This is a genomic window from Caldanaerovirga acetigignens, from assembly GCF_900142995.1.
Classification (GTDB): domain Bacteria; phylum Bacillota; class Thermosediminibacteria; order Thermosediminibacterales; family Thermosediminibacteraceae; genus Fervidicola; species Fervidicola acetigignens.
Genome location: NZ_FRCR01000005.1, coordinates 95702 through 121388 on the forward strand (window position 1 = coordinate 95702; position 25687 = coordinate 121388).

General features: G+C 48.0%; 29 protein-coding genes and 1 riboswitch. Of the genes, 3 read left to right on the top strand and 26 right to left on the bottom strand.

Going from position 1 to position 25687, the window contains the following annotated elements:
• Window positions 1–6: 6 nt before the first annotated feature.
• The 16 genes from hemA to BUB66_RS05310 are packed head-to-tail and all read right to left on the bottom strand — an operon-like array spanning window position 7 to window position 12393.
• Entirely contained in the window at window positions 7–1224 is a 1218-nt protein-coding gene (gene hemA / locus BUB66_RS05235; protein ID WP_084098805.1) for a glutamyl-tRNA reductase, read from the bottom strand.
• Window positions 1221–1973, bottom strand: coding sequence for a precorrin-6A reductase (gene cobK, locus BUB66_RS05240; RefSeq protein WP_073255736.1), 753 nt, complete (start codon window positions 1971–1973; stop codon window positions 1221–1223). Before cobK ends, hemA begins: the two co-directional genes overlap by 4 nt.
• A complete protein-coding gene (gene cobJ, locus BUB66_RS05245; protein WP_073255739.1) occupies window positions 1970–2701 on the bottom strand; it encodes a precorrin-3B C(17)-methyltransferase in 732 nt (243 codons plus the stop codon). Before cobJ ends, cobK begins: the two co-directional genes overlap by 4 nt.
• A complete protein-coding gene (locus BUB66_RS05250; RefSeq protein ID WP_143156220.1) occupies window positions 2688–3752 on the bottom strand; it encodes a cobalt-precorrin 5A hydrolase in 1065 nt (354 codons plus the stop codon). Before BUB66_RS05250 ends, cobJ begins: the two co-directional genes overlap by 14 nt.
• Complete coding sequence (gene cobM, locus BUB66_RS05255; RefSeq protein WP_073255742.1) at window positions 3749–4501, bottom strand: precorrin-4 C(11)-methyltransferase; 753 nt, start codon at window positions 4499–4501, stop codon at window positions 3749–3751. Before cobM ends, BUB66_RS05250 begins: the two co-directional genes overlap by 4 nt.
• Window positions 4498–5181 (bottom strand): precorrin-2 C(20)-methyltransferase, encoded by a 684-nt coding sequence (cobI, locus tag BUB66_RS05260; protein ID WP_073255745.1) that lies wholly within the window; start codon window positions 5179–5181, stop codon window positions 4498–4500. Before cobI ends, cobM begins: the two co-directional genes overlap by 4 nt.
• Window positions 5178–5774, bottom strand: a complete 597-nt coding sequence (cbiT, locus tag BUB66_RS05265; protein ID WP_073255748.1) for a precorrin-6Y C5,15-methyltransferase (decarboxylating) subunit CbiT — start codon at window positions 5772–5774, stop codon at window positions 5178–5180. The genes cobI and cbiT overlap by 4 nt, the downstream gene beginning before the upstream one ends.
• Window positions 5732–6373, bottom strand: coding sequence for a precorrin-6y C5,15-methyltransferase (decarboxylating) subunit CbiE (cbiE, locus tag BUB66_RS05270; protein WP_073255751.1), 642 nt, complete (start codon window positions 6371–6373; stop codon window positions 5732–5734). Before cbiE ends, cbiT begins: the two co-directional genes overlap by 43 nt.
• A gap of 4 nt (window positions 6374–6377) precedes the next feature.
• Entirely contained in the window at window positions 6378–7466 is a 1089-nt protein-coding gene (cbiD, locus tag BUB66_RS05275) for a cobalt-precorrin-5B (C(1))-methyltransferase CbiD (protein ID WP_143156221.1), read from the bottom strand.
• Window positions 7459–8097: a precorrin-8X methylmutase gene (locus BUB66_RS05280; protein ID WP_073255757.1), complete on the bottom strand. Its 639-nt coding sequence runs from the start codon at window positions 8095–8097 to the stop codon at window positions 7459–7461. The genes cbiD and BUB66_RS05280 overlap by 8 nt, the downstream gene beginning before the upstream one ends.
• On the bottom strand, window positions 8085–8477 hold the full coding sequence (locus BUB66_RS05285) for a sirohydrochlorin chelatase (protein ID WP_073255760.1): 393 nt from the start codon (window positions 8475–8477) through the stop codon (window positions 8085–8087). The genes BUB66_RS05280 and BUB66_RS05285 overlap by 13 nt, the downstream gene beginning before the upstream one ends.
• Window positions 8474–9844: a cobyrinic acid a,c-diamide synthase CobB gene (locus BUB66_RS05290; protein ID WP_073255763.1), complete on the bottom strand. Its 1371-nt coding sequence runs from the start codon at window positions 9842–9844 to the stop codon at window positions 8474–8476. Before BUB66_RS05290 ends, BUB66_RS05285 begins: the two co-directional genes overlap by 4 nt.
• Before the next feature lies 1 nt (window position 9845).
• Window positions 9846–10670 carry an energy-coupling factor ABC transporter ATP-binding protein gene (locus BUB66_RS05295; RefSeq protein ID WP_244269758.1) on the bottom strand — a complete coding sequence of 275 codons (825 nt, stop codon included), beginning with the start codon at window positions 10668–10670 and terminating at the stop codon, window positions 9846–9848.
• Between the two features lie 16 nt (window positions 10671–10686).
• On the bottom strand, window positions 10687–11421 hold the full coding sequence (gene cbiQ, locus BUB66_RS05300; protein ID WP_073255769.1) for a cobalt ECF transporter T component CbiQ: 735 nt from the start codon (window positions 11419–11421) through the stop codon (window positions 10687–10689).
• On the bottom strand, window positions 11408–11695 hold the full coding sequence (locus BUB66_RS05305) for an energy-coupling factor ABC transporter substrate-binding protein (RefSeq protein WP_084098809.1): 288 nt from the start codon (window positions 11693–11695) through the stop codon (window positions 11408–11410). The genes cbiQ and BUB66_RS05305 overlap by 14 nt, the downstream gene beginning before the upstream one ends.
• Entirely contained in the window at window positions 11692–12393 is a 702-nt protein-coding gene (locus tag BUB66_RS05310; protein ID WP_073255980.1) for an energy-coupling factor ABC transporter permease, read from the bottom strand. The genes BUB66_RS05305 and BUB66_RS05310 overlap by 4 nt, the downstream gene beginning before the upstream one ends.
• Window positions 12394–12534: 141 nt before the next feature.
• Window positions 12535–12714: riboswitch (cobalamin riboswitch) on the bottom strand.
• 206 nt (window positions 12715–12920) lie between these two features.
• On the opposite strand from BUB66_RS05310, the gene BUB66_RS11895 reads away from it, so the two are divergent.
• Window positions 12921–13109, top strand: a complete 189-nt coding sequence (locus tag BUB66_RS11895) for a hypothetical protein (protein ID WP_198409372.1) — start codon at window positions 12921–12923, stop codon at window positions 13107–13109.
• A gap of 38 nt (window positions 13110–13147) precedes the next feature.
• Window positions 13148–13894 carry a 2-phosphosulfolactate phosphatase gene (locus BUB66_RS05320; protein ID WP_073255772.1) on the top strand — a complete coding sequence of 249 codons (747 nt, stop codon included), beginning with the start codon at window positions 13148–13150 and terminating at the stop codon, window positions 13892–13894.
• Window positions 13895–13957: 63 nt separating this feature from the next.
• Here the strand turns inward: BUB66_RS05320 and BUB66_RS05325 are convergent, their stop codons facing one another.
• From BUB66_RS05325 to BUB66_RS05360, 8 genes are all read right to left on the bottom strand, one after another.
• Window positions 13958–14278 carry a hypothetical protein gene (locus BUB66_RS05325; protein WP_073255775.1) on the bottom strand — a complete coding sequence of 107 codons (321 nt, stop codon included), beginning with the start codon at window positions 14276–14278 and terminating at the stop codon, window positions 13958–13960.
• A 197-nt stretch (window positions 14279–14475) separates the two neighbouring features.
• A complete protein-coding gene (gene groL / locus BUB66_RS05330; protein WP_073255777.1) occupies window positions 14476–16086 on the bottom strand; it encodes a chaperonin GroEL in 1611 nt (536 codons plus the stop codon).
• A 23-nt stretch (window positions 16087–16109) separates the two neighbouring features.
• Window positions 16110–16394, bottom strand: coding sequence for a co-chaperone GroES (gene groES / locus BUB66_RS05335; RefSeq protein WP_073255780.1), 285 nt, complete (start codon window positions 16392–16394; stop codon window positions 16110–16112).
• A 257-nt stretch (window positions 16395–16651) separates the two neighbouring features.
• Complete coding sequence (locus tag BUB66_RS05340; RefSeq protein ID WP_073255783.1) at window positions 16652–17575, bottom strand: MOSC domain-containing protein; 924 nt, start codon at window positions 17573–17575, stop codon at window positions 16652–16654.
• Entirely contained in the window at window positions 17563–18057 is a 495-nt protein-coding gene (gene moaC, locus BUB66_RS05345) for a cyclic pyranopterin monophosphate synthase MoaC (RefSeq protein WP_073255786.1), read from the bottom strand. Before moaC ends, BUB66_RS05340 begins: the two co-directional genes overlap by 13 nt.
• Window positions 18058–18059: 2 nt before the next feature.
• Window positions 18060–19034 (bottom strand): GTP 3',8-cyclase MoaA, encoded by a 975-nt coding sequence (gene moaA, locus BUB66_RS05350; RefSeq protein ID WP_073255791.1) that lies wholly within the window; start codon window positions 19032–19034, stop codon window positions 18060–18062.
• The gene (locus tag BUB66_RS05355; RefSeq protein ID WP_073255794.1) at window positions 19035–20966 is read right to left on the bottom strand and encodes a molybdopterin biosynthesis protein; all 1932 of its coding nucleotides are present in this window, start codon (window positions 20964–20966) and stop codon (window positions 19035–19037) included.
• Window positions 20967–20974: 8 nt separating this feature from the next.
• Window positions 20975–22207: a molybdopterin molybdotransferase MoeA gene (locus tag BUB66_RS05360; RefSeq protein ID WP_073255797.1), complete on the bottom strand. Its 1233-nt coding sequence runs from the start codon at window positions 22205–22207 to the stop codon at window positions 20975–20977.
• 159 nt (window positions 22208–22366) lie between these two features.
• On the opposite strand from BUB66_RS05360, the gene BUB66_RS05365 reads away from it, so the two are divergent.
• Window positions 22367–23629 carry an MFS transporter gene (locus BUB66_RS05365; protein WP_073255800.1) on the top strand — a complete coding sequence of 421 codons (1263 nt, stop codon included), beginning with the start codon at window positions 22367–22369 and terminating at the stop codon, window positions 23627–23629.
• Here BUB66_RS05365 and ilvD read toward each other — a convergent pair whose 3' ends face one another.
• Both ilvD and BUB66_RS05375 read right to left on the bottom strand, forming a co-directional pair.
• A complete protein-coding gene (gene ilvD, locus BUB66_RS05370; RefSeq protein WP_073255803.1) occupies window positions 23630–25351 on the bottom strand; it encodes a dihydroxy-acid dehydratase in 1722 nt (573 codons plus the stop codon).
• Window positions 25352–25365: 14 nt separating this feature from the next.
• Entirely contained in the window at window positions 25366–25680 is a 315-nt protein-coding gene (locus BUB66_RS05375; protein ID WP_073255806.1) for a PTS sugar transporter subunit IIB, read from the bottom strand.
• Window positions 25681–25687: the final 7 nt, after the last annotated feature.

Here is a 25687-nt window from a genome sequence, read left to right on the forward strand (position 1 = left end):
ACCAATTTAGCCGTCGAAATCACCCCCAGCAAAGAGCGCCAGGTGTTTTATCGTCTCCAGGTAAACTGCAGTCATTTTTGAACAAATCCTTTCCATGGCCCTCTTTATCTGCCTTTTTTCCTCGTCGTCCACATTTTGCAGCCGGCGGGTCAAATTTTCGAATTCTTCGGCGCATACGGTATTTGCAAAATCCGAAACCTTCCTTATAACCGGCACCACCTGAAGAGTTTTCAACCAATTCAGGTAATCCTTTACGGCACTATCTACCATTTCCTCGATTTTTTTAGCCAGGTAAAGCCTCTTTTTTTGGTTTTCCTCGGCGGTTTTTTTGAGGTCATCCAGAGTAAAGATTTGGACGTTGGGCAAACGGGCAACTTCGGGGTCTATATCCCGGGGTACGGAAAGGTCCAAAAAAGCTACGCCTCCTCCCGTATAAATTTGTGCAAATTTCTCCCGGTCCACAGTATAGTGCGGTGCTCCGCTGGCGCTTATAACAATCTGGCAACGGGCCATAGCCCGGTATTTTTCCTCGTAAGGCACCAGGTTCACTTCGGGTATTTCCTCTTTCAGCGCTAAAGCTCTTTCCCAAGTCCTGCTGGTTACGAAAACTTCTTCTACACCTTTATGGATGAGGTTTTTAATCGTTATCCTGCCTGTTTTGCCCGTTCCCAGGACGAAGACCTTCTTCCCTTTAAGGCTTCCGAAAAATTCCTCTATAAATTTTACAGCTATGTAGCTCACTGAAAGGGGTACGTCCGATATTTTGACTTCGCTCCTTACCTTTTTACCCAAGGTCACCGCATCAAGAAAAAGCCTGTTTAAAATTTTGCCGGAGCTTTGCGATTCTTTAGACCGTTCCCAGGCCTCCTTTACCTGCCCTAAAATCTGGTCTTCTCCAACGACCATCGATTCTAATCCGCAGGCCACCCTGAAAATATGCCTCACTGCCTTTTCCCCTTCGTGGACGTATATATAGCGTGAAATTTCTTCGTAATCTCCGCGCGAGAGTTTAAAAAATTCCATTGCACCGGGTTTTGCCACATCTCCCACGACCGCATAAAATTCAGTCCTGTTACAAGTAGAAAGCAAAACCGCCTCTTTCAGACCGGGAATCGCCTTTATCCTTAAAAGGTAATCCTTTATATCATCCTTCCTTACGGCTACCTTTTCCCTAACTTCCACCGGCGCCCGGTGGTCCACTCCTACGAGGAAGATTTCGCCTATCCCATTTCAGGTCCCATCTCCTTTAAAAGTTCTTCTATGTTTCGAACCACCACAGGATATGGAAGAAAAGGCCGCCTAACGACGATAATCGGTATCTTCAGCCTTCGGCACGCTTTAATTTTCTCCAACACCCCTCCGGTAGGCCCGCTTTCTTTTGTCACGACTACCTCTGCTTTAAAATCCCTGAACATGATGTAATTCATCTCTTCGCTGAAAGGGCCCTTGGCTGCTATTATTTCATCGGGCAAAAAGCCCAATTCTTCGCATTTTTTAATGACTTCGCTGCTCGGAAGAACCCGGACTTTGAGCTTTTTCCCTTTTTTCTTTAAATCGGAAAAAAAGTGAAGATTTCTGCTTCCCGTAGTGAGGAATATGGATTCGAATTCTTCCGCTTTCATCCTGGCCTCTTCGAAGGAATCAACCCTTATCACGCCCGGCAGGTCCAGATCGGCGCTTTCCCTTTCAAACCTGATGTACCTCACTTTTTTTTCTGAGCACACCTTCATGGCCTTCCTGCTTATGTCGGCGGCAAAGGGGTGGGTTGCGTCAATTAATATTTTTATATCGTGTATTTCAATAAGTTGGCTCAATTCCTCTTCGTTCAGCGGACCGGCCCTTGCCTTTAAATTGCGGTCCAGAAGGCTTTTGCCGTATTCGGAAACGACGCTGGCCATTACATTAAGACCCATTTTATACAGGTTTTCGGAAAGTTTCCTCCCCTCCTCGGTCCCTGCGAGTACCAGTATCATATATTATACCCCCTGGGTGTTATCATCCAGTTGCCCACCACCTTCGTGGAAGAAGACCCCACTATGATTATAGTATTCATATCTACGGGGTAATCCGGGGCCTCGGAAAGAGTTGTCAGCTTCACCCACTCCCCTTCCCTTAAGGCATTTTTTACTATTCCCACCGGCGTATCGGCTCTTTTGTGCTTTATTAGAACATCGCAGGCTTTTCTAAAGTTTTCGGGCCTTTCGGAACTTGCCGGATTGTAAAGGGCAATCACGAAATCCGCTGCCGCCGCCATATCGAGCCTCTTTTCGATTATCGGCCAGGGAGTGAGGTGGTCTGAAAGGCTTATCGCCGCAAAGTCCTGCATGATAGGGGCACCCAGAAGAGAGGATGCAAAATTCAAAGCCGTTATCCCCGGTACCACTTCTATTTCGGCTCTTAAGCCTTCTTTCACTGCAAGCTCCAGCAAGAGGCCGGCCATTCCGTAAATCCCCGGGTCTCCTCCGCTTATCACGCTAACTTTCATTCCTTTTTTATAAAGTTCTATAGCTTTTTTGCATCTTTCGGCTTCCGTTCTCATTCCGGAAGCCACCACCGTTTTGCCTTTCACGAGGGAGTCGATGAACTTCAAATACTTGACGTAACCCACAACGGCGTTGGCTTCCACGATGGCTCTTAAAGCTCTGGGAGTCAGGTCATCCATGATTCCGGGGCCGATTCCCACCACTTTAATCCAGTTCATGAAAAACCCTCCTGTACGCGGCAAGGGTAAATCCTCCCCCGCTGATATATCCCAATTCCTCCCCTTTGTAGCTCGAAATAAAGGCAGCAGGTCTTGCGACACTTCCCACGCCGATTTTTTCCTTCACAAAACAGGACCCTGGGAAAAGAGATTCGTATTTTTTTAATTCTCCGACGCTGAAAAAATCGACAGGAACGCCCAGGTATCCGGAAAGCTCAAGGATGCATTTTTCGTCCTTTTTTATGTCCAACGTCGCTATTTTCCCCACACCCGAAACGGAAAGGCCCAGCTTCAGAAAAAAACTTTCCATCAGAGATTTGAGCTTATGAAAATCCGCTCCCTTTTTGCACCCGATTCCCAAAACGATTCTTTTCGGCCTCAGGACGACGTGAGGAATGCCTGGGGACTCTATCTTATAATCGGTGACAAAAACGGCCGCCTTTGCATCCCGGGGGACAGTATCCAATTCCACAATTTGCACGGACAAGTTGTCTTCAATCAATTTTTTCGGAAAGTCAGGCCCCACCGCACAAACCACCTTCTCTCCTCTCAAAAGGCAGGAATTTACCTTCTTCAGGTCCCCGGCCTTTTCTATGTGTAACTTGAGCTTTCGTGCCATGTCATCGGGAGCTTTAATTCCCGCCACATCCGTGGCCGTCGTGATGACCGGTGTGGCTCCTATCAACCCCGCCACTTCTTTCGCAAGTTCGTTGGCTCCTCCGAAATGTCCCGAAAGCAGGCTCACGCAAAAGTTTCCACCCTCGTCAACCACCACGACCGCGGGGTCTTGAAGTTTACTTTTTACCGCTCCGGCGATTGCCCTCACGGCTATACCCACTGCCGAAACGAAAATCAAAGCCCGGTACCTGTCAAAAATCCCCTCGACGAACGGCACGAATTCCCCACTTATCGGGTATATGCCCTTTTTTTCGCCCAGGCCTTTTTCTTTTGCGTACTTTTCGGGGAGGTAAAGGTCCGCATTCAGCTTTTCTGCAATGAATGCGGCCAAACTCCCGCCCCTTTCTGTTACTGCGATTACAGCTCTCTTCATTTTCGTGCACCCCGACAGCCGTGGGAAAAATCGGGCGAATAAAGTTTCGAAAGCTCAAAGTTATCCCCGAGCGCGTTTCCTACAATCAACAAGGCCGTTTTTTCTATGCCTTCGTTTTTTGCCTTGACGGCGATGTCTTTCAATTTTCCCCGCACAACCCTTTCGTCTTCCCAGCTCGCCTTGTACACCACCGCCGCCGGCGCATCGGGGCCGTAAGAGCCGATTATCCGCCCCACAGCATCTTCCATGTTGCCCGCGCTCAAAAACAGCACCAGTGTGGCTCTGTGGGCCGAAAGCTTTTGCAAGTCCTCGTTTTCTGGCACCGGAGTCCTTCCGGGGATTCTGGTAATTATTACTGTCTGGCTCACTCCCGGCACCGTGAGCTCTCTTTTTAACGCAGCAGATGCCGCGCAAAAGGAGCTGACGCCGGGAACTATCTCGTACGGGATCCCCAGTTCTTCGAGCCTTACAGCCTGTTCCCTCACCGCACTGTAAAGGGACGGGTCGCCGGTGTGAAGTCTTGCGACGTCCATTCCCCTTTGGTGGGCATCCTTCATCACCTCTACTATCTCATCCAAGTCCATGCGGGAACTGTCGTATATCCCGGCATTACCTTTTGCGTACTTCAAAACGAGGGGGTTGACCAGCGAACCCGCGTAAATCACCACGTCGCAAGAAGAAAGTATTTTCCTCCCTTTTACGGTAATCAGCTCCGGGTCCCCCGGCCCTGCGCCGATAAAATATATCACTTTTTCACCTTCTTCCCTATGAGGAGCGAAAGGTAGTCAACCTTTTGCCCCTTGTACCTTTCGGGTTCGAAAGTGGCGATTTCGCCTTCATGGCCGCACCTTACCGAGAGGGCAGAATAAAACCCTTTTTTTGAGAAAAGTTCCAGAACCTCATCGTAATGCGACGAAATTTTTATGGCCACTACGTTTTCAAATTCATCAAGGACCTTATCCAAGCTGGTCATCTTGGAGGCCGGAATCACCGCCAGGGATTCGTCCCCTTCGGCAAGGGATAGTTTGAGCCTTGCGGCCGCCGCCGAAAAGGAATTTATCCCTGGGACAATTTCTATCTGAAAGTCCTTCAGCCTTTCGGCCATATAGGCAAAGGTGCTGTACGTCATGGGGTCTCCCAAGGTTATAAAGGCTATCTTTTTTCCCTCGTTCAAAAATCCCCTCAAGACCCTTTCGTTTTCATCGAGAGCCCTTTCCCTTTCCGCACCGGAAAGGCCCATCGGAAACCTGAGCTCTATGACATCCCCCCGTACGTAGGGCTTTGCTATTTCCAAAGCTATACTTTTTTCCTTGCCGGGTGCCGCCACCATATCTGCGGACTGCAGGACCCTTACCGCTTTCAAGGTAATGAGTTCCGGGTCTCCCGGGCCGACGCCCACTCCGTACAGAATCCCAGCAGCTTTTTTCATTCACCTTCCCCTTTCCCTTTAAAATCGCCGGATATCACGCACACCGGATTCTGGGATATTAAGATATGCACGTCCTTTACTTTTTTTGCGCGGGAAACGTAAAGCAGCACCATTTCCGTGCTGAAACCCGAAGACTCCAGAGCTTTCAGGGCTTCACAGGCGCTTTCCACCGTTACGGTGTTTATCACCACCCTGCCTCCTTCCTTCAACCTTTCGCAGGAGAAACTTATGATATCTCCGAGCCTGCCCTTGCTCCCCCCTATGAAAATCCGGTCGGGACTCGGAAGGTCTAAAAGCGCCTCAGGAGCCTCCCCCGGCACGGGTATCAGGTTTGAAAGCCCGAATCTCCTCGCGTTTTCCGCGACGAGATTCAGCGCTTGTTCGTCCTTTTCCACCGCATATACCACACCCTCTTTGCAAAATAGCGCGGCTTCAACCGAAATGGACCCTGTCCCCGCCCCTATGTCCCAGACAACTGAATCCCTCTTAAGCCTCAATTTCGAAAGGGAAATCGCCCTGATTTCCTCTTTCGTCATCGGGACATCCCCTCTTACAAAAAGGTCATCGGGTATTCCGAATCCGTATTCCCACATTTTTCTATCACCACCAAATTCAGTTGAAACTTGTCGCGGCACGATGCGAGCTCTCTTACGGTAAAACTCTTCAGCCTTTCGTCCGAATACGACAGGTTTTCTCCCACGTGGATTACCCTGTCCGTAATTTCGTTCAAGAGGAGGGTTTGGGCTATCTTCTGCGGCGTGTTCTCGCCATCGGTAAAAACCACGACCACTTTGTATTTTTTAACCACCGGCACTATATCGACCTTTCTCCCGTGCATACTCAATACGGCCGTTCCCTTTGCCGGAAGTTTTAATTTTGCCATAAAATACTGGAAAGCGCTTATTCCGGGCAGGACCTCCACCTCCCGTTCATCGGCACATTTTAAAACAGCATCCAGAATTCCGTAAACTCCCGGGTCGCCCGAGGCGAGGATTACTATCCGCCCCTTTTTCTTCAAAAGCCCGCACAGGTCGACTCTAGAATCGAATGCAATTTTTTCGCACCGGAGGTCCGGGAACAGCTCCAGGTGCCTCTTTGCCCCTATTAGCAGGTCAGCCTCTTTTATCCTCTTTATGGCGGCAAAAGTCAAAAAATCCAGGTGGCCTGGGCCTACCCCTACTACACTTATCATCCGGTCACTCCCCCGCCACTGCCACAAGTCCTCTTTCTCTGGAAACAAGATGCACGGAAATCCCTATTTTTTGCCGGGTATACCAGACACATCGTTCCAAAACCCTTTCCGCCACAAAACCGCAAAAATTTTTAAGGTCGACGCCATATTTTTCCAGAATATCCAAGGCCCCAGCCGTAGTGGCAACGTCCATGAGTTTTTTTAATGTCTCCTTCCCTACGCCGAAGAGAGCTGCATACGCCGTAATAATTTCGGCCCTCGCGTCGGCTATCCTGTTTGTCGTGTCGAAAATCCCCGCTGATACCTTAATAAGTTTTCCGATCTCACCTATAATATTTACTTTTTTAAAGCCGTACTCCACAGCCTTATCCAGCGCAAACCCTATGAAATTGCCGCACGATACTATAAATGCGTCTTCAAATCCCATTTTCCTGGCAAAGTCCCTCCCGTAATTTCCGGGAACGAGCGCGAAGGATTTTATGCCTTCTGCCGAAAGCACCGAAAGCTCCAGAGCCAGCGTTTCCTTCAGGCTTTCAGTTGACATCGGGGTGACGATTCCTGTCGTGCCAAGAATAGAAAGACCTCCTATTATTCCCAGCCTGGGGTTGAAGGTCTTTTCGGCCACCCTTTCTCCCCCTGGAATGCTTATTACAACTCTCACGCCTTCCCCTTCGGGGAGGACTTTTGAAACCTCTCTTTCTATCATTTCCCTGGGCTTGGGGTTTATGGCGGGCTCACCCGGTTTTACCGAAAGTCCGGGTTTTGTGACGACGCCTATGCCCTCGCCGGCCTCTATCTCTATGCCTCCGGAAAGCTTTTTTTCAACCCTCGCCCAGACCAAAAGGCCGTGCGTCACATCCGGGTCATCTCCTCCGTCTTTTTTTACAGCGCATTTTGCCCAACCGTCGCCTTTTTCGCTCTGCTCCACTTTAATCTCTAAAGTTTTTCCCGATGGGGTTTCCACCGTCACATAATCCGGCACCCTTCCGGTGAAAAGCAGCAACGAGGCGGCTTTCGCCGAAGCCGCGGCACATGAGCCGGTGGTATAACCCAGCCTGAGCATTCTTTTGTCTTTTAAAATGTAGTCACTCAACCCCATCCCGCCTCTCGGCAAGAAGAAGGAGCGCATTGACTATCGCTACAGCGACGGGAGTGCCTCCTTTGCATCCCTTAACCGCGATGCTCGGCACCGGAAGCTGGAGGAGCTCTTCCTTCGCCTCCTTCGCCCCGACAAAACCTACGGGTACCCCCACTACCAACGCAGGGGATATTTTCTCTTTTTTTATCAACTCGTTTAATTTAAAAAGGGCCGTCGGTGCATTTCCTATTACGAAAATCCTATTTTTCGGTTCTTCTGCACCAATCATAATACCCGCCATGGCCCTGGTAATCCCCATTTCTTCTGCCATTTCCCTTGCTTTTTTCGAAACCGAATAGCATTTCACTCTGGAGCCGAATTTGCTCGCCAAAATCCTCCTTATCCCGGCTCTCGCCATCCTTGTATCGGTTACGATATCCCATCCCGCCCTGAGGGCTTCGATACCCGACTCCACTGCGTTTCGATTGAACCGCATCAAGCGAGCAAATTCAAAATCGGCGGTAGCATGCACCACCCTCTTTGCAATTTCCATTTCTTCTTCGGAAAATATTTTTCTATTAATTCTCCTTTCAATTATCGCAAAGCTCTTTTTCTCTATCGCCATCGGTTCTATCAGGTAATCCAATTTCCATCCCTCACTTCCATCTTTTCCCCATCGAGCCTATCGAAAATTATGTCCACAATTCTCTCGTCGTAACCAATGGGCCTTGTCAGCACGACTCGAATATCCGGATGGTAAAAGGCCGCCTCCCTAAGCTGCTCAGGTATGTCGTGCCTAACGTGAACCCCTTCGAACAAAAACACCGGCACCGCCCAAATTTCATCCGCTCCCAAAGAAGCAAGTTTATCTACAACATCTTTAATGGCAGGACGTTCGAATTGGACATAAGCGGCATCGATCAGCTCAAACCGCCCGTATTTTTCCGCTTTTTTTATAAACTTGTTTATCACAGGAGCGCAGTTACCTTCCCTGCTCCCGTGGGCAATTAAAAGTAAGGCCTTCATCTTAAAATTCCCTCCTTGAAGCGGCGACACTTTTCCAAAAAATGCCTTCCCAGCTCCGGGTTTGCGTAAAAATCCAGATGCAAAAAGGTCCCAAGGCAATTTTTCTTCGTAAAGCCGCATCTATAGGTCCTTTTGCTTCTTTTTTTGACGATGTAGGAAGTTTTTTCTTTTGCATTTACAACTTCGGAATAGTGAAATTCATGGCCTTTTACAACAGCACCAGCGGGGGCCAAAACCGTTTCATCAACCACCGTAGCTTCGGCGTATCCAAAACGCTTAAGTCCGTCGGTCATAACCGAATCCAACTCAAACACTCCAACCATGGGAAAACTTTTCCCTGCCCCGTCTATTATGCTCCTGCCCAGGTACATCAATCCGCCGCATTCGGCGTAAATCGGCATGCCGGCCTCGAATGCCTCCCTTACGGATTTCATCATCTCTTTATTGGAGCTTAACTTTTCAGCAAAAACTTCAGGAAAACCGCCTCCTATTATGAGCCCCGATATTCCCTCCGGAAGAAAAGGGTCCTTAAGGGGGCTGAAAAACACAAGTTCTGCCCCCAAACATTCTAGGGTCTCCAGGCTCTGCTGGTAGTAAAAGTTGAAGGCTTCGTCCATTGCAACCCCGATTTTCACCCGATCTACTCCCCGGGAGGATATATTGTCCCAGGGATATACAAAATTTTCATCACAGGAGACCATTGCGAGAAGCTGTTCCAGATCTATGTATTTTTTTATTTTTTCAAATAGCTTTTGGAATTTCCCCTCCAGGTTCCTCATTTCCCATACGGGCAAAAGCCCCAGGTGTCTTTCCGGAAGGGAAAGCTCCTCGTCGTACGGCAAGTATCCTAAAGCCGGAAGTTTCAAATCCTGCATCAGGCACCGTTTCAAGAGCAAATAGTGGCTTTCGCTATTTACCTTGTTCAGTATAACCCCTTTAACATTAAGGCCTTCGTCGAATTCCTTGTAACCCTTTACCATCGCGCTTATGCTCCTCGCCATTCCCGATGCATCCACAACCAACACCACGGGAATCCCGAGGACCTTTGCCACGTGGGCGCTGCTGGCATGGCCGGTGTCGTCAAGGCCGTCGAAAAGTCCCATGACCCCTTCTACCACCGAAACAAACCGGCCCTTTGATTTCTTTATATACAATTCCCTGAGTTTTTCTTCCCCCTGCATAAATATGTCCAGGTTGTACGATGGAGTTTTTGTTACAAATCGGTGATAAGCCGTATCTATATAATCCGGCCCCACCTTGAAGGCCGCCACTTGTCCCATTTCCGAAAAAGCTCCCATTATTCCGAGGGCCAGCGTAGTCTTGCCGGAACCGCTATGGGTTCCTGCAATCATGAACCCTTTTGCCAAGTCAATCCCCTCCGTCGCTTTCGAGCATTGAGGCAAGCTGCTTAAAATCTCTGGGGAAAGAGCCTTTAAGCAGTCCTCTCTTTTTAAGAAGATCGCCTATTTTTACCATAAAGGGCTTTTCCAGACCTGATTCTCCAATAAGTTCATCGTCGGTAAAAATTTCTAAAGGGTTTCCCTGCGCCAAGACTTTGCCGTCTTTCATTACAACTATCCAGTCTGCAAAACTAAAGGCCAGGTCTACGTCATGGGTCGATATTACGATTTGTTTTCCCAAGCGGTATAATTTTTCCATCATTTCCACCAGTTCAGCCGAAGACCTAGGGTCTAAATAGGCCGTCGGTTCGTCAAACACCAGCGCATCCGGGTTCATCGCAAGAACCGAGGCGATGGCGACCTTCTTTTTTTGTCCGTAGCTTAAAAAATGCGCCGGTCTATATTTCAGCTCATCTATTCCCATGGTTTCAAGAGCTTTGAGTACCCTATTCCTCACTTCATCTTCTTGGAGGCCGAGGTTCATCGGCCCGAAGGAGACCTCTTGAAATACGCTTCCCGCAAACATCTGGGCGTCCGGGTCCTGAAAGACCAGTCCCACCTTTTGCCTCCAGGTTTTCAAGAAAGCCTTTGTATACTCTACCTTTGAACCCTCGTAATATACAGCGCCTTTCTTGGGCTTCAAAAGACCTATAAAGTGAAACAGCAGCGTGGACTTTCCCGCGCCGTTCGGCCCTAATATGGCGACTTTTTTCCCTTTTTCAAGCCTTAAGTTTACTCCTTTTAAAGCCCAAACGCTGCCGGGATATGCGTAGTAGACATCAATCAATTCCATCCAATACTTTCCCATTTTATCCCTTTCCCCATTTTACTAGTGAGTTAATAGCCGAGAGAATCATCGCCGAAACGACTATTATCGAAGCCCACATTGCAAAAATGGTATTTTCTTTCTTATTGTCGTTTGGACGAATATCCAGGACTTTCAGCTCTCCACCGTCATATCCCCTGGCCTCCAGCGCCATCTGAAGCTTATTGGAGCCTTCCATGGCCTTTGTAAAAAGTCCCGAGACCAGAAGGCCCGTGGAGCGAAGAGAAGATTCAAAACTAATATACCCGAGCCTTGCAGCCTGGGCGCTGTAAATCATTCCCGCATAGTCGGCCAAGGTAAAAATCTGCCTGTAAGTCAAAAAAGCAAGCTCCACAAAAAGCCGGGGCACCCCCAGACCTTTTAATGCCACCACTATTTCTAGGGCTGGAGTAGTAAGGCAAAGGAAATAAAAGCACGAGACCATCGCGAGGGAGCGGCTGCAAAGCAGAGCCGCTTCCCTTGGAGAATATGAAGAGAGGAATACCACAAAAGCTCCTGGCAGCAGAAAAAGCATTGCCCCTGAAAGCAGCCCTGCGTAGCCCTTCAAGTCTATCCCCGCTATAAAAACCGCTGCAGTCGCCATTATCGCAAAGATAAAAAGGTGGACCCAGAACCCTCCAGCGAATCCCAGAACCATCATCGAAAAGGCAAAAGCCATTTTATAAAGCGGGTTTACGTCTTTTAAGCGATTGTTGTAAGCATATCTATCTAGAAACATCTTCTGCTCCCTTCAGTTTTAAATAAAAATAGATTCCGAGGACAAGTCCTAGCGTTACCTGAAATCCAAAGAGCAGTTTCTCCATGAGGTCGCTTTCGGGCTCCCATAGATTTGAAAGCCAAGGCGTATAATCCGGATTAATATTTAAGATGAGCTCCATCGCCCTGTCGTCGGAGCCCTCAAATCCGAGGTCAAGCTTAAATGACAGAAAAAGCAATGTCAAGAGGATGACCATAAGGGCAAGTAAAAGCCTCAAATGCCGTCCTTCTTTCAATTAAGACCCTCCCCTTTTATCATATTTTCCACCGCACCTTTTGCCCTCTGCTCAAGCAAATCCAGAGCAACGACCGTTACAATCCCTTCTGCTATTGCAAGGGGCACCTGGGTTACTGCGAAGATCCCGGCAAATTTCAAAAACGAAGCTAAAAAACCTCCTACCCTGTCGGGAAACGCCAGGGCCAATTGTAAGGAAGTAACGGCGTAAGTTGCAAGGTCCCCTAAAGAAGCTCCGAGAAATACCGCGATATTTCGAGAAAGGCCCGCCCTCTTCGCCGCCCTATATACCCAATAAGAAATAAAGGGACCTGCCACCGCCATAGAAAAAGAATTAGCCCCCAGGGTGCTCAGCCCGCCGTGGGCAAGGAGCAGAGCCTGGAAAAGCAGCACTATGCCGCCTATTACCGCCATCGGGAAGGGCCCGAACAATATCGCCCCTAGGCCCACACCTGTAGGATGGGAGCAGCTACCCGTAACCGATGGCAGTTTTAAGGCTGAGAGCACGAAAGCAAAAGCCCCGGCAAAACCCAGAAGCACCTTGCCCGAAGCATTAGACATGATCTTTTTTCTTATGTATGAAAGTCCAACCAGCAAAAACGGAATGTAAACAGCGTACCATAGGACGCTCCATGAAAGGGGCAAAAACCCTTCCATTATGTGCATCGCATAAGCTTCGGCATGGTAAAAGGTAAGCATAACCAAGGTCAAGAACGAAGCAGTCTTTTTCACTTTCAAAACTCCTTTCAGATTTTTTAAAATAAAAAACCTCTTAACTACGAAGTGTTAAGAGGTTATGTGTAAATCCATCCTCTATACACCCCCTATCACTCGTAGGTAAGTGTATAAAAGATACAGGCAGGTCTCCTGGCTCTGGTTCACCGCCGCCTTATGCCTTCCCGGTCACCCAGTGGCATCCTATAAGGCGGCTCCCCATCACAGTGGCGGGACCGCGCCGGATTTTCACCGGACTTCCCTCTTAGCCGGCATTTCGCCGGAACCTGTATCCCTTATATTCGATTTTCCTTACTAAAAGATATAACATTTTTCGAAAGGTTTGTCAATTTATAAAACATAAAAGTTGATGCGTCAAATGAAGATTGATATAATTTCCTTAAGAAATCCGGCCAAAAGGTGGTTTTCGTGAACAAAAAAAATTGGAAAGATGAGTCTCGGAGTTGAAGATTTTTTCTCCTTATTCAGATATGGTCCGGGAAGCCCAAGAAATGGTAGAATTGTTATCGACAAAAATAAAAGGCATTTCGAAACGCCTGCGCAAGGAAAAGGAACTTAGCTTCTACAGCGCCGAGGATTTCATCCCTACCGAAGAGTATGGGCCTGAATATGTCGAAATGGCCATTAAAGATGCGGAGTTTGTTCTTAAAACCGTTGAGGAAGCATTTAATAAAACATAAATAAAATAAGGGCAATTCTGCACAAAGGGGAGAGAAGAATGCAAATTGAAGTATATCCCACCTGCGACAGCGTAAAAAATTTGAGCGGGAAAACCGCAATAGTAATAGACGTCCTCAGGGCTACCAGCGTCATAACCACAGCTCTTTTTAACGGCGCAAAAAGGGTCATCCCAGCGCCTTCTGTGGATGACGCTTTGATTCTAGCAAGGAAATTTGAAGGTCACGTCCTCCTCGGCGGCGAGCGGGGCGCGGTTAAGATTCCCGGCTTTGACCTGGGAAATTCACCCCTGGAATACAAAAAAGAGCTGGTTTCTGGCAAAACGGTCATCCTCACTACCAGCAACGGAACGAGGGCCATAAAGGCTTCCGAAAGCGCCGAGCACGTATTCATAGGTTGTTTTCTCAACGCGTCAGCAGTAGCCGAAAAAGCCTTGAAGCTTGCCTTGCTCGGCGAAGCCCCCTGCGTATCCATAGTTTGCGCCGGGACGCTGGGGGAATTTTCTCTCGACGATTCCGCATGTGCCGGCCTTATTGTGGATATCCTGGTAAGGAACATAGAAAGGGAAAAAGAACCACCGGAGCTTTCGGACCTGGCCTTCGCCTGCCGGGACCTTTACTTAAAATACCAAAGTAACCTGAAAGCATTCATATCCCATGCAGCACACTACAAAAGGCTTCTTGGCCTTGGCTTTGAAAAAGATATAGATTACTGTTTGCAAATTGACGTTATTGACTGCGTGCCGGTGTATGATAAAAAAACTTTGGAAGTGAAGATCGTCCTGTGAAGGTGCCATAGCCGATATAAGCCACTGCATATTGCCATGGCTGACTTGGGAAATAAAGGCATTTCACACCGCTTTCTTTTTAAGCCAGGCCACGGTGTAATATGTCGGCCTATCCTGTACAATCGCATAGAATTCTGTTTCCAGCATCAGGCCGTTATACCTCATAACTATTTCCTTCAATTTTTCCTGCGATATGCTTTCAAGAAACGCAACTATAACCGCTTTCCCGGCTCTTCGCCTTCTCGCTGCCGCTTCTATGGACCTGTTGTCTATTGCCGGTATAATGTCGATAACCGTGCCGTCATCCCTTAACAAAGCCGCCACGAACGCAGGCCTAGGTGCCTTTGCAAGCCTTCGCCTTATTTCGAACACCACCGGATTCATATCTATTTTCCCCCCTGAACGTTTTAAACCGCGAAATAGGACAAAGCTCCTTATACTACCTATATGTCGCCATACTCATTTTTATGCCACGATTTTTGCGAACATTTGTTTTCTCTTTAAAATATATAACATCGGATTAAATTTTTCAACAGGCAAAAAAAAATCCCGCCGAAATTTTCGGCGGGATTTTTTTTCGATTAATACATGTCAGGGTTTGGCATAGGCTGGTTCTTTTCTTTTTCGGGGATATCCGCCACGACGGCTTCGGTGGTGAGCACCATGGCTGCAAGGCTTGCAGCGTTTTGGAGCGTAGAGCGGGTTACCTTCGTCGGGTCGACGATGCCTTTCTTAAACATGTCACCGAATTCTCCGCGGAGTGCATCAAAACCGATGCCTTTTTCCATGGTCTTAAGTTTTTCTACGATCACAGAACCATCAAGGCCAGCGTTGTATGCAATCTGCCTTACGGGTTCCTCCAAGGCCCTTCTTATAATGTCTACGCCGATCTTCTCATCACCTTCGGCGTTGACTTTGTCGAGTGCGGGCAAGGCGTTGATGAATGCAGTTCCGCCGCCGGGCACAATACCCTCTTCAACCGCAGCTTTGGTAGCAGAGAGCGCATCCTCGATGCGGTGCTTCTTCTCTTTGAGCTCGGTTTCGGTAGCCGCACCAACCTTGATGACCGCTACGCCGCCAGCCAGTTTCGCCAGGCGTTCCTGCAGTTTCTCCCTGTCGAAGTCGGAGGTCGTCTCTTCAATTTGAGCTTTGATGGAGTTGATGCGCTTTTTGATTTCTTCCTTGCTGCCAGCACCGTCCACTATAATGGTCTTTTCTTTATTGACTTTCACCTGTCTTGCTCTGCCGAGCATGTCTAAGGTTGCGGACTTGAGGTCGATGCCGAGTTCTTCGGAAATGACCTGGCCACCGGTGAGTATTGCTATATCTTGGAGCATCGCCTTCCTGCGATCGCCGAATCCTGGGGCCTTCACGGCTACGCTCAATAAAGTGCCGCGAAGTTTGTTCACTACTAAGGTCGCCAGAGCTTCTCCTTCCACATCTTCGGCTATGATGAGGAGTTTTCCGCCGGACTGGACTACTTTTTCAAGAATAGGCAGCAGGTCCTGCACATTGGAAAGCTTCTTGTCGGTGATGAGGATGTATGGATCGCCCAAAACAGCTTCCATCTTTTCCGGGTCAGTTACCATGTACGGGGATATGTAGCCCCTGTCGAATTCCATACCTTCAACGACTTCCAAGGTGGTTCCCATGGTCTTGGACTCTTCAACAGTGATTACGCCGTCTTTCCCGACCTTTTCCATGGCCTCGGCAATCAGGTTTCCGATTTCTTCGTCAGCCGCAGAAATGGACGCAACCTGAGCAATGGCCTCTTTGGTCTCTACGGGTTTGCTGAAAGTCTTCAGCTCTTCTACGACAGCCTTTACTGCCTTTTCGATACCCCTCTTGATGAGCATCGGGTTAGCACCAGCGACTACATTCTTCATTCCTTCATGGATTATGGCCTGCGCCAGCAATGTAGCGGTGGTCGTACCGTCTCCTGCCACATCCTGGGTTTTGGTGGCTACTTCTTTTATAAGCTGAGCTCCCATGTTCTCGAAGGGGTCTTCCAGCTCGATTTCCCTCGCTATGGTAACGCCGTCATTGGTGATCGTCGGGGTCCCGAATTTCTTGTCGAGGACGACATTGCGGCCTTTTGGCCCTAACGTCACTTTTACGGTGTTTGCAAGCTTATCGATACCCCTCAAAAGGGCTCTTCTGGCTTCTTCATTGAATTTAATTTGTTTTGCCATCTTTACATACCTCCCCCTTTAATTTATTCCAAGATGGCAAGGATGTCGCTTTGCCTGAGGATTAGGTATTCCTGATCGTCTATCTTCACTTCGGTTCCCGCATATTTCGAGAAAATAACCTTGTCGCCCACTTTAACCTCAAGCGGCACTTTCTTTCCATCGATGACCTCTCCGGTTCCTACGGCTATCACTTCACCTTTCTGGGGTTTTTCCTTTGCAGTATCCGGCAGCACTATACCGCCTTTGGTCTTTTCTTCTTTGTCTAAAACCTTGATAACCACGCGATCACCTAATGGCTTTATGTTCATGTTAACCCTCCTTTTTGTTTAATTTTTTTGGTCATAACATACATTATTAGCACTCTCAATTGGTGAGTGCTAATAGCAATTTATATCATATCTTAACAAAATTGTAAAATCAATTTTAAATCACGGCTCAAAACAACTAAAAAAATCTTTTAACTCCGCGTTTTTGGGCTCTTTTTCCTTAATTCTCCCTAATTCAAGTTCAATCTTTTTTGTGTATTTACTAATTATATTTTGCTCCATGCACTGCAAAATATACGTTATTCTTCCATCCTCCCACAATCCCTCACCCCCACTTTTAAAAGTTCCACGGCGTGAGGCAGGGCAGGCAGCACTACTTCTAGATTTTCCCGAACGGCTCTTGGGCTTCCCGGCAGGTTGATGATAAGAGACTTTCCCCGGATACCCGCAACCGCACGGGAGAGCATGGCGTGGGGGGTTTTTTCTAGACTCCTTTGCCTCATGGCTTCCGGAATCCCGGGCACCTGCTTTTCTATCACTGCAAGGGTGGCCTCCGGCGTATTGTCCCGGGGAGAAAATCCGGTCCCTCCTGTGGTCAAAATCAGATCCAGTCCCTTTTCGCATAAGGCCATCAGGGATTCCTTTATCGCATCCAAGTCATCGGAGACCAGGATGTACTCCTCCACCTTTCCGTTTACGGTCGCAATCAACTCTTCTATAACCTTAGCGCTTTTATCTTCCCGCTCCCCTCTGGCCCCCCGGTCGCTGGCGGTCAGTATCCCCACCCTTATCAGAGGAATCACCTTAATCTCATCACCTTCCGAAACAACGCCTCCCCGGAGAACCCTGGCAAAAATGCCTTCCCTCGGCATGATGCACTGTCCGACCTGTTTAAAGATGGCACATCCGCTGTGGCATTCTTTCCCTATCTGGGTCACCTCCAAAAGAGCATCGCCTATCTCGAGTCTAGTCCCTACAGGCAAGCAGCCAAGATCAATTCCCTCGGTGGTTATATTTTCAGCAAAATCCCCCGGTCCCACCGCAAGTCCCATTTTTTTCATCTTCTCTATGCTCTCTTTAGCAAGGAGACTTACCTGACGGTGCCATGAGCCCGCGTGGGCGTCGCCTTCAAGGCCGAAATCCTCTATAAGGCGGGCTCTCCTCACGTTTTGCTTTTTCTCTCCCTTTTTCTCGCTTATCGAAACCGCCACTATCCTTCCCATGGCAATTCCTCCTCCCTCTTGAAATCTCCGCTTTTGCCTCCGGTTTTTTCAACAAGCTGGATATTTTTTATCACTATGCTTTTATCCACCGCCTTGCACATGTCGTAAATGGCAAGGCACGCAGCCGATACCGCCGTTAAGGCCTCCATTTCCACGCCCGTTTTTCCTACAGAGCGTACGACGGCCTGAACGGCCACCGCATTTTTGTCCTCTAAAATTTGAAACTCCATTTCCACCCCAGAGAGATTTATATTGTGGCATAGAGGAATTATATCCGGCGTCTTTTTGGCTGCCATTATGCCTGCTACCTGCGCCACCGAAAGCACGTCGCCTTTCTTCATCCGGCCCTCTTTTACCATTTGCAGGGTTTCCGGCTTCATCACCACATATCCCTTTGCCACGGCACTTCGCACCGTATCGGGCTTTTCACTTACATCTACCATCTTCGGCCTTCCACTTTTGTCAATATGGGTAAATTCCATTTTCATCCTCCTATCTGACACATGTTCCTCTTTGTTCTTTCGAAAGGCACCACGTTCATTTTGTGCCCTGCCGGTTTTTTAGCGAGGGCTTCGATGAAAACCTGCCTCAATTTTTCATCGGAAGCACTCTCCCTCAAAAGCATCTTTACGTCTACCTCGTCTTCCGAATCGAGGCAGGGCTTCAGCTTTCCGTCGGCGGTGAGTCTTACCCGATTGCACCGGGCGCAAAAGTGATGGCTGATGGGCGAAATGAACCCCACGTATCCCTTTGCACCGGGTATTTTGAAATACACGGCAGGCCCTTCGCCTTTTTCTTCGTACTTCACCGGCTCGAGCTTCATCCCCAGAAAGCGTGTTATGCGGTCCTGAGAGACTGTTTCCATCTTCCCCCTTGCCGCCTCGCCAACCGGCATGAGCTCTATAAACCGGACGGTTAGGGGATTGTCGGTAGTAAGCCTTGCAAAATCCGCTACTTCGTCGTCGTTAAACCCCTTCACCACTACGCAGTTTATTTTAACGGGGGAAAGGTCGTTTTCCAGAGCCGCTCTTATTCCATCGAGCACGTCTTTTAAATTTCCTACTCTTGTCATGCGTTGAAATTTTTCTGGATTTAAGCTGTCAAGGCTAATATTTACTCTATCAAGGCCGGCTTTTTTCAATTCTTCGGCTATCCCCGCAAGAAGCGAACCGTTGGTGGTCATTGAAATATCCCTTATTTCCGGAATCGCCCGCAACATCTTTATAAAGTCAACGATACCCTTTCGCACCAGCGGCTCGCCGCCGGTTATCCTCACCGCCGAAATTCCAAGGGGCGCTATCGCCTTTAAAAAGCGCGCGATCTCCTCAAATCGCAGGATGTCCCCGCAGTCTTTCGGCAAAATCCCCTCTTCGGGCATACAGTAGATGCACCTGAAATTGCACCGGTCTGTAACAGAAACCCTTATATAGTTAATTTCCCTTCCAAAGCGGTCCTTCACTCAATCGCCCCCAATCAATTCCCCGGTCATGGACGTGTCGTACCCTCCCAGGGATTCTATTTTTTTCTTAAATTCATCGGACCTCATGATTTCCAATATCTTCTGCATTAAATCAGTATGATAAAATTCCTCGGGAATCGCTATATCGTATCTTTCCGGCGCCACAGGAATGAAATCCAGGTCAAAAGCCTTTGCCGCTGCCATTATGCCCAGGCCTACGTCGGCACCCCCTCCCGCCACAGTAGCTGCCACAGCAAGGTGCGTGTACTCCTCCTTCCCGTACCCTTTAATTTGCACCGGGTCGATGCCGAGCTCCTTTAACTTTAAATCAAGCAGAATTCTCGTCCCCGCCCCTTTTTGGCGGTTTATGAAGGTAATATCTTCGCGCATCAGGTCTTCGATGCCCTTTACGCCTTTGGGATTTCCCTTTTTCACCATCAGCCCCTGCTGGCGGTAGGCCAGATTGACTAGAAAAATCCTGCGGTTGGGGAGGTATTTTTTTATATAGGAGACGTTGTACTCGCCAGTATCCGGGTCCAAAAGGTGAATCCCGGCCAGATGGGCCTCACCCCGCATCAGGGCCATTATGCCTCCCATGCTTCCCACGTGGGCGGAAGAAAGGGTGATTTCCGGATAAAACCTCTTTATTTCGTTGGCCAGGATATCGATGCTAACATCGTGGCTCCCTATTATCAGAACTGAATTTTCTATCTCTTCTTGGCTTTTTAAAAGTTCCACCTCCACGTATTCCCCCGCCTCTATACCTTCTTTAGTTTCGGGTATCCTTACCATCCCGTCGGCCCTAACGACCGACATTATCACTCCGGCACCTCTTGAAAGCGGCGACGCTACATATTCGCCGCCCAACCTGCCTACCTTTACCCTCAAAAACTCCAAAGTTCCTATTGAAGAAACTACCCTCCGCGATAGCCTGGCCTTTATCTTTTCCCTTCCCGGTACCGGGAGGCCCTGCATCTTGTAAAGTACCGGTTTTACGAAAAGCTCCATGGCAAGGTAGGCGGATACCGGATACCCCGGAATACCTATTACGGGCTTTCCTTCTATAAGTCCCAGCACCACCGGCTTCCCAGGCCGTATTGCCACACCGTGAACGGAGAGCTTCCCTAGCGCTTTTATGCAGTTTGAAGTGTAGTCCTCCGTCCCCGCGGAAGAACCCGCGTTTATAAGCACCACGTCGGCAAGCTCCACAGCTTTTTGGACTCTCTGCATTATGAGTTTAAAATCATCCTTTACCTTTTCCATCACTATTGCCTTTCCGCCCCATTCTTCCACAAGTCCCGCAAGCATAGCAGAATTGGACTCAATTATGTCGCCGGGTTTCAAAGGCGTTCCAGGGTCCACAAGCTCGCTGCCGGTCGGGATTACGGCGACTTTTGGCTTTTTTCTCACTTTTACAGTCTCATGTCCGGCCGCAATGACTGCACTCAAATCCTGCGGCCTTAATCTATGGTTTTCCGGCACAATTAGCTCTGTCGCCGCCACATCCTCACCGATGCTTCTCACATTGTCCCAAGGAGCGCAAGGCGATACAATTTCGACCTCTCCGCCTTCCAGAGGGTGCACTTCCTCTATCATAATCACCGCGTCGCATCCGGGAGGCAAGGGGTCACCGGTATCAACGGGCCAGAAATTTACCCCTTCTTTCAGCCTTACGGGATTTTTTTCGGAAGCGCCGAAGGTGTCCTTCGCGCTAACCGCTATGCCGTCCATAGCAGCGGCGTTGTAGTGGGGCGAAGAAATCCGGGCGAAAACCGGCTCGGAAGTGATCCGCCCCAGAGCCTCCCTTACATCTACCACCTCCGCACCTGTTGGCTTTAAGGCCCCTGCCTCTTCAAGCTCCTTAAAGTATTTTCCCAAAGCTTCGCCTAAAGGCGGATTGTCTAGGTAAATTTCCCTTTCCTGCAACAGCATCTCCTCCTTTAATAAAGCTCCACATCCACGTATTCTCCCTCTTTCACTCCCAATTTTTCCGGCGCAATCCTCGCAAGGCCGTGGGATTCCACCATGGTGGAAATAAGGCCGGATTTGCCCAGAACCGGCACAGCCCAGAGTTCCCCGTCCCTTTGCTCCAGCTTGACCCGGATGAAGTCTTCCCTTCCCGCCGCTGACGAAATGTTGCGGGCGATTTTCGCTTTAACTTTTAATCCGCCATAATCTTCCGGCCTTCCAAGAAACCACGAAAGGATAGGCCTTACTACCTGTTCAAAAATGACCATGGCAGATACCGGATGCCCGGGAAGCCCTATTACCGGTTTCCCATCCACCACCGCAATTATTGTAGGCTTTCCCGGCTTTACCGCAATGCCATGCACAAGCACCCCGGGACTTCCCAAACTATCCAAGACCCTTACCGTAAGGTCTCTGGTTCCGACCGAGCTACCGCCGGAAATCACTACAAGGTCGCTAATTTTCAAGGCTTCCGACACCGATCTTCTTATTTCGTTAAAATCATCCCGCACAACTCCGAATATTTCAGGTATTCCTCCCCATTTCAGCACCAGTCCCGCAATAGAAAAACTGTTCATGTCCCTTATTTCGCCTTCCTTTATTTCTTCACCCGGAGGTTTTATCTCGTCGCCGGTGGAAATCACGGAAACTTTCGGCAAAACTGCCACCTTCACTTTTTGAAAGCCCATGCCTGCCAAAGCTGCCAGGTCCTGAGGCCTTAAGGTGTGCCCTTTTTTTAGAACCAAGCCTCCCTTCCTCACATCTTCTCCCTTCAGAATGACGTTTTCCCCCGGTGCAACCGGCCTTTCCACCAAAAGGGTCCCATCCTCAAGGGGTTGTGTATATTCAAGCATAACGACCGCATCAGAATTTTCCGGCATCATCCCCCCTGTGGAAATCCTCGCAGCCTCTCCTGCTTTCAAAGAAAACAGCGGCCTTTCTCCCATCTTAATCTCTCCTACTACCTTAAGCATCGCTGGTAGAGATTCGCATGCCCCAAATGTATCCCTCGATATTACCGCGTACCCGTCAACAGTAGAACGGTTAAACGGCGGGATGTCTTCGGGCGAATAGATGTCCTCCGACAGCACCCTACCATACGCATCTCGCAGCATGACTTCCTCGCCCTTTGGCTTAATACCAACTAAATTTTCTTTTAGGACTCTTAAAGCCTCTCCGATTTTCAAAGCATCAAATAGCTCCATCGCAACAATTCTCCTTTAATTTCTAAAATGTCTTTTTATTTTAATTATGTTCTGCACAGAACCCTCCAATTCCTTCCTAAATAAAAATTTTTCTTTAAAAAAAGGAATAAATGTTTTTTTGTCGAACATACAGACTTTGTGGAATGGAGGGTGTTTTTTGTGGAAGAAAAAAATTCACGAAAAAAAAATGTCGACGTCAATTTCAGTGCCTTTAGTTATGACGCCATCTTTTTCTCCGCATTTGGCGGTTTTTTTGAACCAGCAACCGTAATCTCATCTTTTGTGAGTAACCTCACGAATTCCCCGGTACTAATAGGACTTACGACTACCATAAGAAACTGCGGTTGGTTTTTGCCGCAGCTTTTTATAGCCCGCAGGGCAGAAGCCATGCCGAGAAAAAAACCTCTTGTGGCATTGGCTGGTGGTATTATGAGGTTTTCGGCAGGTATGATGGTGCTCTCGTCTTTGATCGCCGGAAAAAATCCCATACTTTCGCTTTTCCTATTCTATGCTTTTTTTGTGGTTCTTTCATTCTCCGACGGAATAAGCGGGGTCCCTTGGATCGACCTTTTCGCAAAATGCATCCCTTTGGAGCGCAGGGGAGATTATTATGCGAAGACCCAAGCTATCGGAGGAGTTCTTGCGTTTATAGCAGGATTTGCAGTAAAGGCGATCCTGGGACTTAAGTCCATCGCTTTCCCTTACAATTATACTATCATTTTCTCTCTCGGGTTTGTATTTTCCACCTTATCTTTTCTTTCCTTCCTTAGGCTAAAAGAAGCTGAAGATGGAACTCCTCGCAGGCACGAAAGCCTAGCAAAATATTTTATGGGAATTCCAAAGGTCTTCAGAGAAGACGGTAATTTTCGCTTGTTAATTGTCATAAATACTCTCTTAAGGGGCTTTTTTATGCCGCTACCTTTTTACGCTCTATTTGCCAGAGAAATATTAGGGATTCCTCAGGAAAATATAGGTATTTTTGTTTCCACCCAGATGGTAGGTTCAATATTAGCAGGAATATTCTTTGGAAAAGCCATAGACTTATACGGGAGCAGGAAGGTCGTAATCCTAACAGCAGGAATTACACTGCTTCAACCATTTATGGCGCTTGCCAGCTTTTTACTTTACAAGCTGGGACTTCCTTTTTTCTGGCTGTATGCGCTAATATTTACATTAATAGGCGCAACGTATAGCGGAATATGGACAGGAATTTTTAATTATCTGCTGAGGATTGCACCCGAAGAAAAAAGGCCTCTTTATATAGGCCTTTTAAACACCCTGACCGCCCCTACTACCTTTTTGCCTCTTCTTGGAGGCATAATCTTGCAGTATCTATCTTATGTCCACCTCTTTTTGATAACAGCTTTGGTGGTGGCTTCGTCAGTTGTAACTGCTTTTGCATTAAAGGAACCGGAAAAATAATTAATAATCCATATACGCTCCGTTTATTGGAGATGCCGCAAGGCGACGGTAAAGGTTCAGTATACCATTGTCTTTTTTCAATTCAGGCGCTCGCCATCCTTTCATTCGTTCTTGCAGAATTTTTTCTATTTCTTCCTTCCCCTTCTCTATTCCTTTTATGCCTACTATATTGATAGATCTCCCAGGAATGTCTATTCTGATAAGATCCCCTTCTTCGACCAAAGCTATGGGGCCGCCTTCTGCTGCTTCCGGCGATACATGGCCTATGGCGGGGCCTCGAGTAGCACCTGAAAAGCGCCCGTCGGTAATCAGAGCTACAGTGGACGAAAGCAGAGGATCAGAAGCTATTGCCTCCGTTGTATAAAACATTTCAGGTATACCGCTTCCTTTTGGCCCTTCGTACCTTATTATAACCGCATCACCAGGTTTAACCTCGCCTTTTATTATCGCAACATAAGCTTCTTCTTCAGAATTAAAGGGGCGGGCACGCAGGGTAACTTTTAGCATAGTTTTGTCTACTGCCGAATGCTTTACCACCGCTCCCGCGGGAGCTAAATTACCTTTTAGCACCGCCAAAGAACCATGCGAGTTTATAGGGTTTTCTTTCGATTTTATCACATCTTCCTTTTTTATGCCTAATTTTAGAAGATAATTTTCGCATTTCTCGTAAAAACCTCTTTCTTTTATTTCTTTCAGATTCTCCCCTAAAGTCTTCCCCGTAACGGTCAATTGGTCGAGGTGCAAAAATTCCTTTATCTCCTCCATCACCGCAGGTACACCGCCGGCATACCAGAAGTACTCTGCAGGATAAAAACCGCTCGGCCTTACGTTCACTATATAAGGAATGTTTCTATGAATTTTGTCAAAAAGCTCAGGCTCTATTTTTATTTTAAGCTCCCGTGCGATAGCCGGCAGGTGCAACAGGGCATTGGTAGAACCTGCTACAGCAGCATGGACCATTATAGCATTTTCAAAAGCTTCTTTAGTCAATATTTTAGAAGGTTTTATGTCGAGCTTTATTGCTTTCATCAATAAATCAGCAGCACTTCGGGTAAATTCTTTTATCTCTTCTGAAGCGGCGGGAATTGCCGCAGCACCCGGCGGAGTCATCCCCAAGGCTTCCGCCATAATTTGCATGGTCACTGCCGTGCCCATAAATGAACAGGCTCCGCAGGTAGGACATGCTTCTCTTTGAATCTTTTTCAATTCTTCTCGAGAAATCTGACCTTTTTTCATCATGGCGCCATAGGCCCCCACTTGTTCAAGGGTCAATAGATTTTTCCCTGCTTTCATCACTCCACCGGGCATGAACACTGCCGGCATGTCAATCCTAGCTATGGCTTTTAAGTGAGCAGGAATGCTTTTGTCGCAACTTGCCAAAAATAATCCGCCGTCAAAGGGGGTAGCCCTTGACTGAATTTCTATCGTATCACAAATTATTTCGCGAGATAGCAGCGAATAATTCATCCCGTCGTGCCCTTGGGCTATTCCATCGCATATATCGGTAACAAAATACTTTGCCGGTCTTGCACCAAGATTTATTAATTCTTCTTCAGCTTCCAGCATTAGTTCAAAAAGGTGAGCACTTCCTGGATGGCTATCTCCATAAGTGCTTTGGAGCATCACCTGGGGTTTTGCCAAATCCTCCTCTGACCAACCCATGCCCATTTTAAGAGCATCCATTTCCACTGCAATTTCTCTCATTTTCTGACTTTTCAACACCACAATCATCTCACTCAGAAATTTTTTTCTGTCATTTTCAGGGCTTTTTCAAGGACATTAGCACCGTTGCACCTTCCGTAATCTATGGGGTCTATGGCATCTACCGGCACGTTATATTTTGCCCCTTTTTCCTTAACCTTTTGAAGCATAAACCTGATCTGCGGGCCAAGCAGCACCACATCCGCCTTAGCTAGGTTTTCCTCCAATGCATTGGTGGAAACCGACCAAATTTCAGCTTCTATCCCTTTTTCCTTAGCAGCGCTTTTCATCTTATTTACAAGAAGGCTCGTAGACATACCGGCAGAGCAAACTAGGAGTATCTTCTTCATTGCCATT

Bases quoted from the DNA above. Each gene is read 5' to 3' on its own strand.
- cobK (WP_073255736.1), bottom strand. From the start codon at position 1,973: ATGATACTGGTACTCGCAGGGACCGAGGAGGGGAGGAAACTTTCCGAA.
- cobJ (WP_073255739.1), bottom strand. From the start codon at position 2,701: ATGAACTGGATTAAAGTGGTGGGAATCGGCCCCGGAATCATGGATGAC.
- BUB66_RS05250 (WP_143156220.1), bottom strand. From the start codon at position 3,752: ATGAAGAGAGCTGTAATCGCAGTAACAGAAAGGGGCGGGAGTTTGGCC.
- cobI (WP_073255745.1), bottom strand. From the start codon at position 5,181: ATGAAAAAAGCTGCTGGGATTCTGTACGGAGTGGGCGTCGGCCCGGGA.
- cbiT (WP_073255748.1), bottom strand. From the start codon at position 5,774: ATGTGGGAATACGGATTCGGAATACCCGATGACCTTTTTGTAAGAGGG.
- cbiE (WP_073255751.1), bottom strand. From the start codon at position 6,373: ATGATAAGTGTAGTAGGGGTAGGCCCAGGCCACCTGGATTTTTTGACT.
- BUB66_RS05285 (WP_073255760.1), bottom strand. From the start codon at position 8,477: ATGAAGGCCTTACTTTTAATTGCCCACGGGAGCAGGGAAGGTAACTGC.
- BUB66_RS05295 (WP_244269758.1), bottom strand. From the start codon at position 10,670: ATGGAATTGATTGATGTCTACTACGCATATCCCGGCAGCGTTTGGGCT.
- cbiQ (WP_073255769.1), bottom strand. From the start codon at position 11,421: ATGTTTCTAGATAGATATGCTTACAACAATCGCTTAAAAGACGTAAAC.
- BUB66_RS05310 (WP_073255980.1), bottom strand. From the start codon at position 12,393: ATGCTTACCTTTTACCATGCCGAAGCTTATGCGATGCACATAATGGAA.
- BUB66_RS11895 (WP_198409372.1), top strand. From the start codon at position 12,921: ATGGTAGAATTGTTATCGACAAAAATAAAAGGCATTTCGAAACGCCTG.
- BUB66_RS05320 (WP_073255772.1), top strand. From the start codon at position 13,148: ATGCAAATTGAAGTATATCCCACCTGCGACAGCGTAAAAAATTTGAGC.
- BUB66_RS05325 (WP_073255775.1), bottom strand. From the start codon at position 14,278: ATGAATCCGGTGGTGTTCGAAATAAGGCGAAGGCTTGCAAAGGCACCT.
- groL (WP_073255777.1), bottom strand. From the start codon at position 16,086: ATGGCAAAACAAATTAAATTCAATGAAGAAGCCAGAAGAGCCCTTTTG.
- groES (WP_073255780.1), bottom strand. From the start codon at position 16,394: ATGAACATAAAGCCATTAGGTGATCGCGTGGTTATCAAGGTTTTAGAC.
- BUB66_RS05340 (WP_073255783.1), bottom strand. From the start codon at position 17,575: ATGGGAAGGATAGTGGCGGTTTCGATAAGCGAGAAAAAGGGAGAGAAA.
- moaC (WP_073255786.1), bottom strand. From the start codon at position 18,057: ATGGAATTTACCCATATTGACAAAAGTGGAAGGCCGAAGATGGTAGAT.
- BUB66_RS05355 (WP_073255794.1), bottom strand. From the start codon at position 20,966: ATGCTGTTGCAGGAAAGGGAAATTTACCTAGACAATCCGCCTTTAGGC.
- BUB66_RS05360 (WP_073255797.1), bottom strand. From the start codon at position 22,207: ATGGAGCTATTTGATGCTTTGAAAATCGGAGAGGCTTTAAGAGTCCTA.
- BUB66_RS05375 (WP_073255806.1), bottom strand. From the start codon at position 25,680: ATGAAGAAGATACTCCTAGTTTGCTCTGCCGGTATGTCTACGAGCCTT.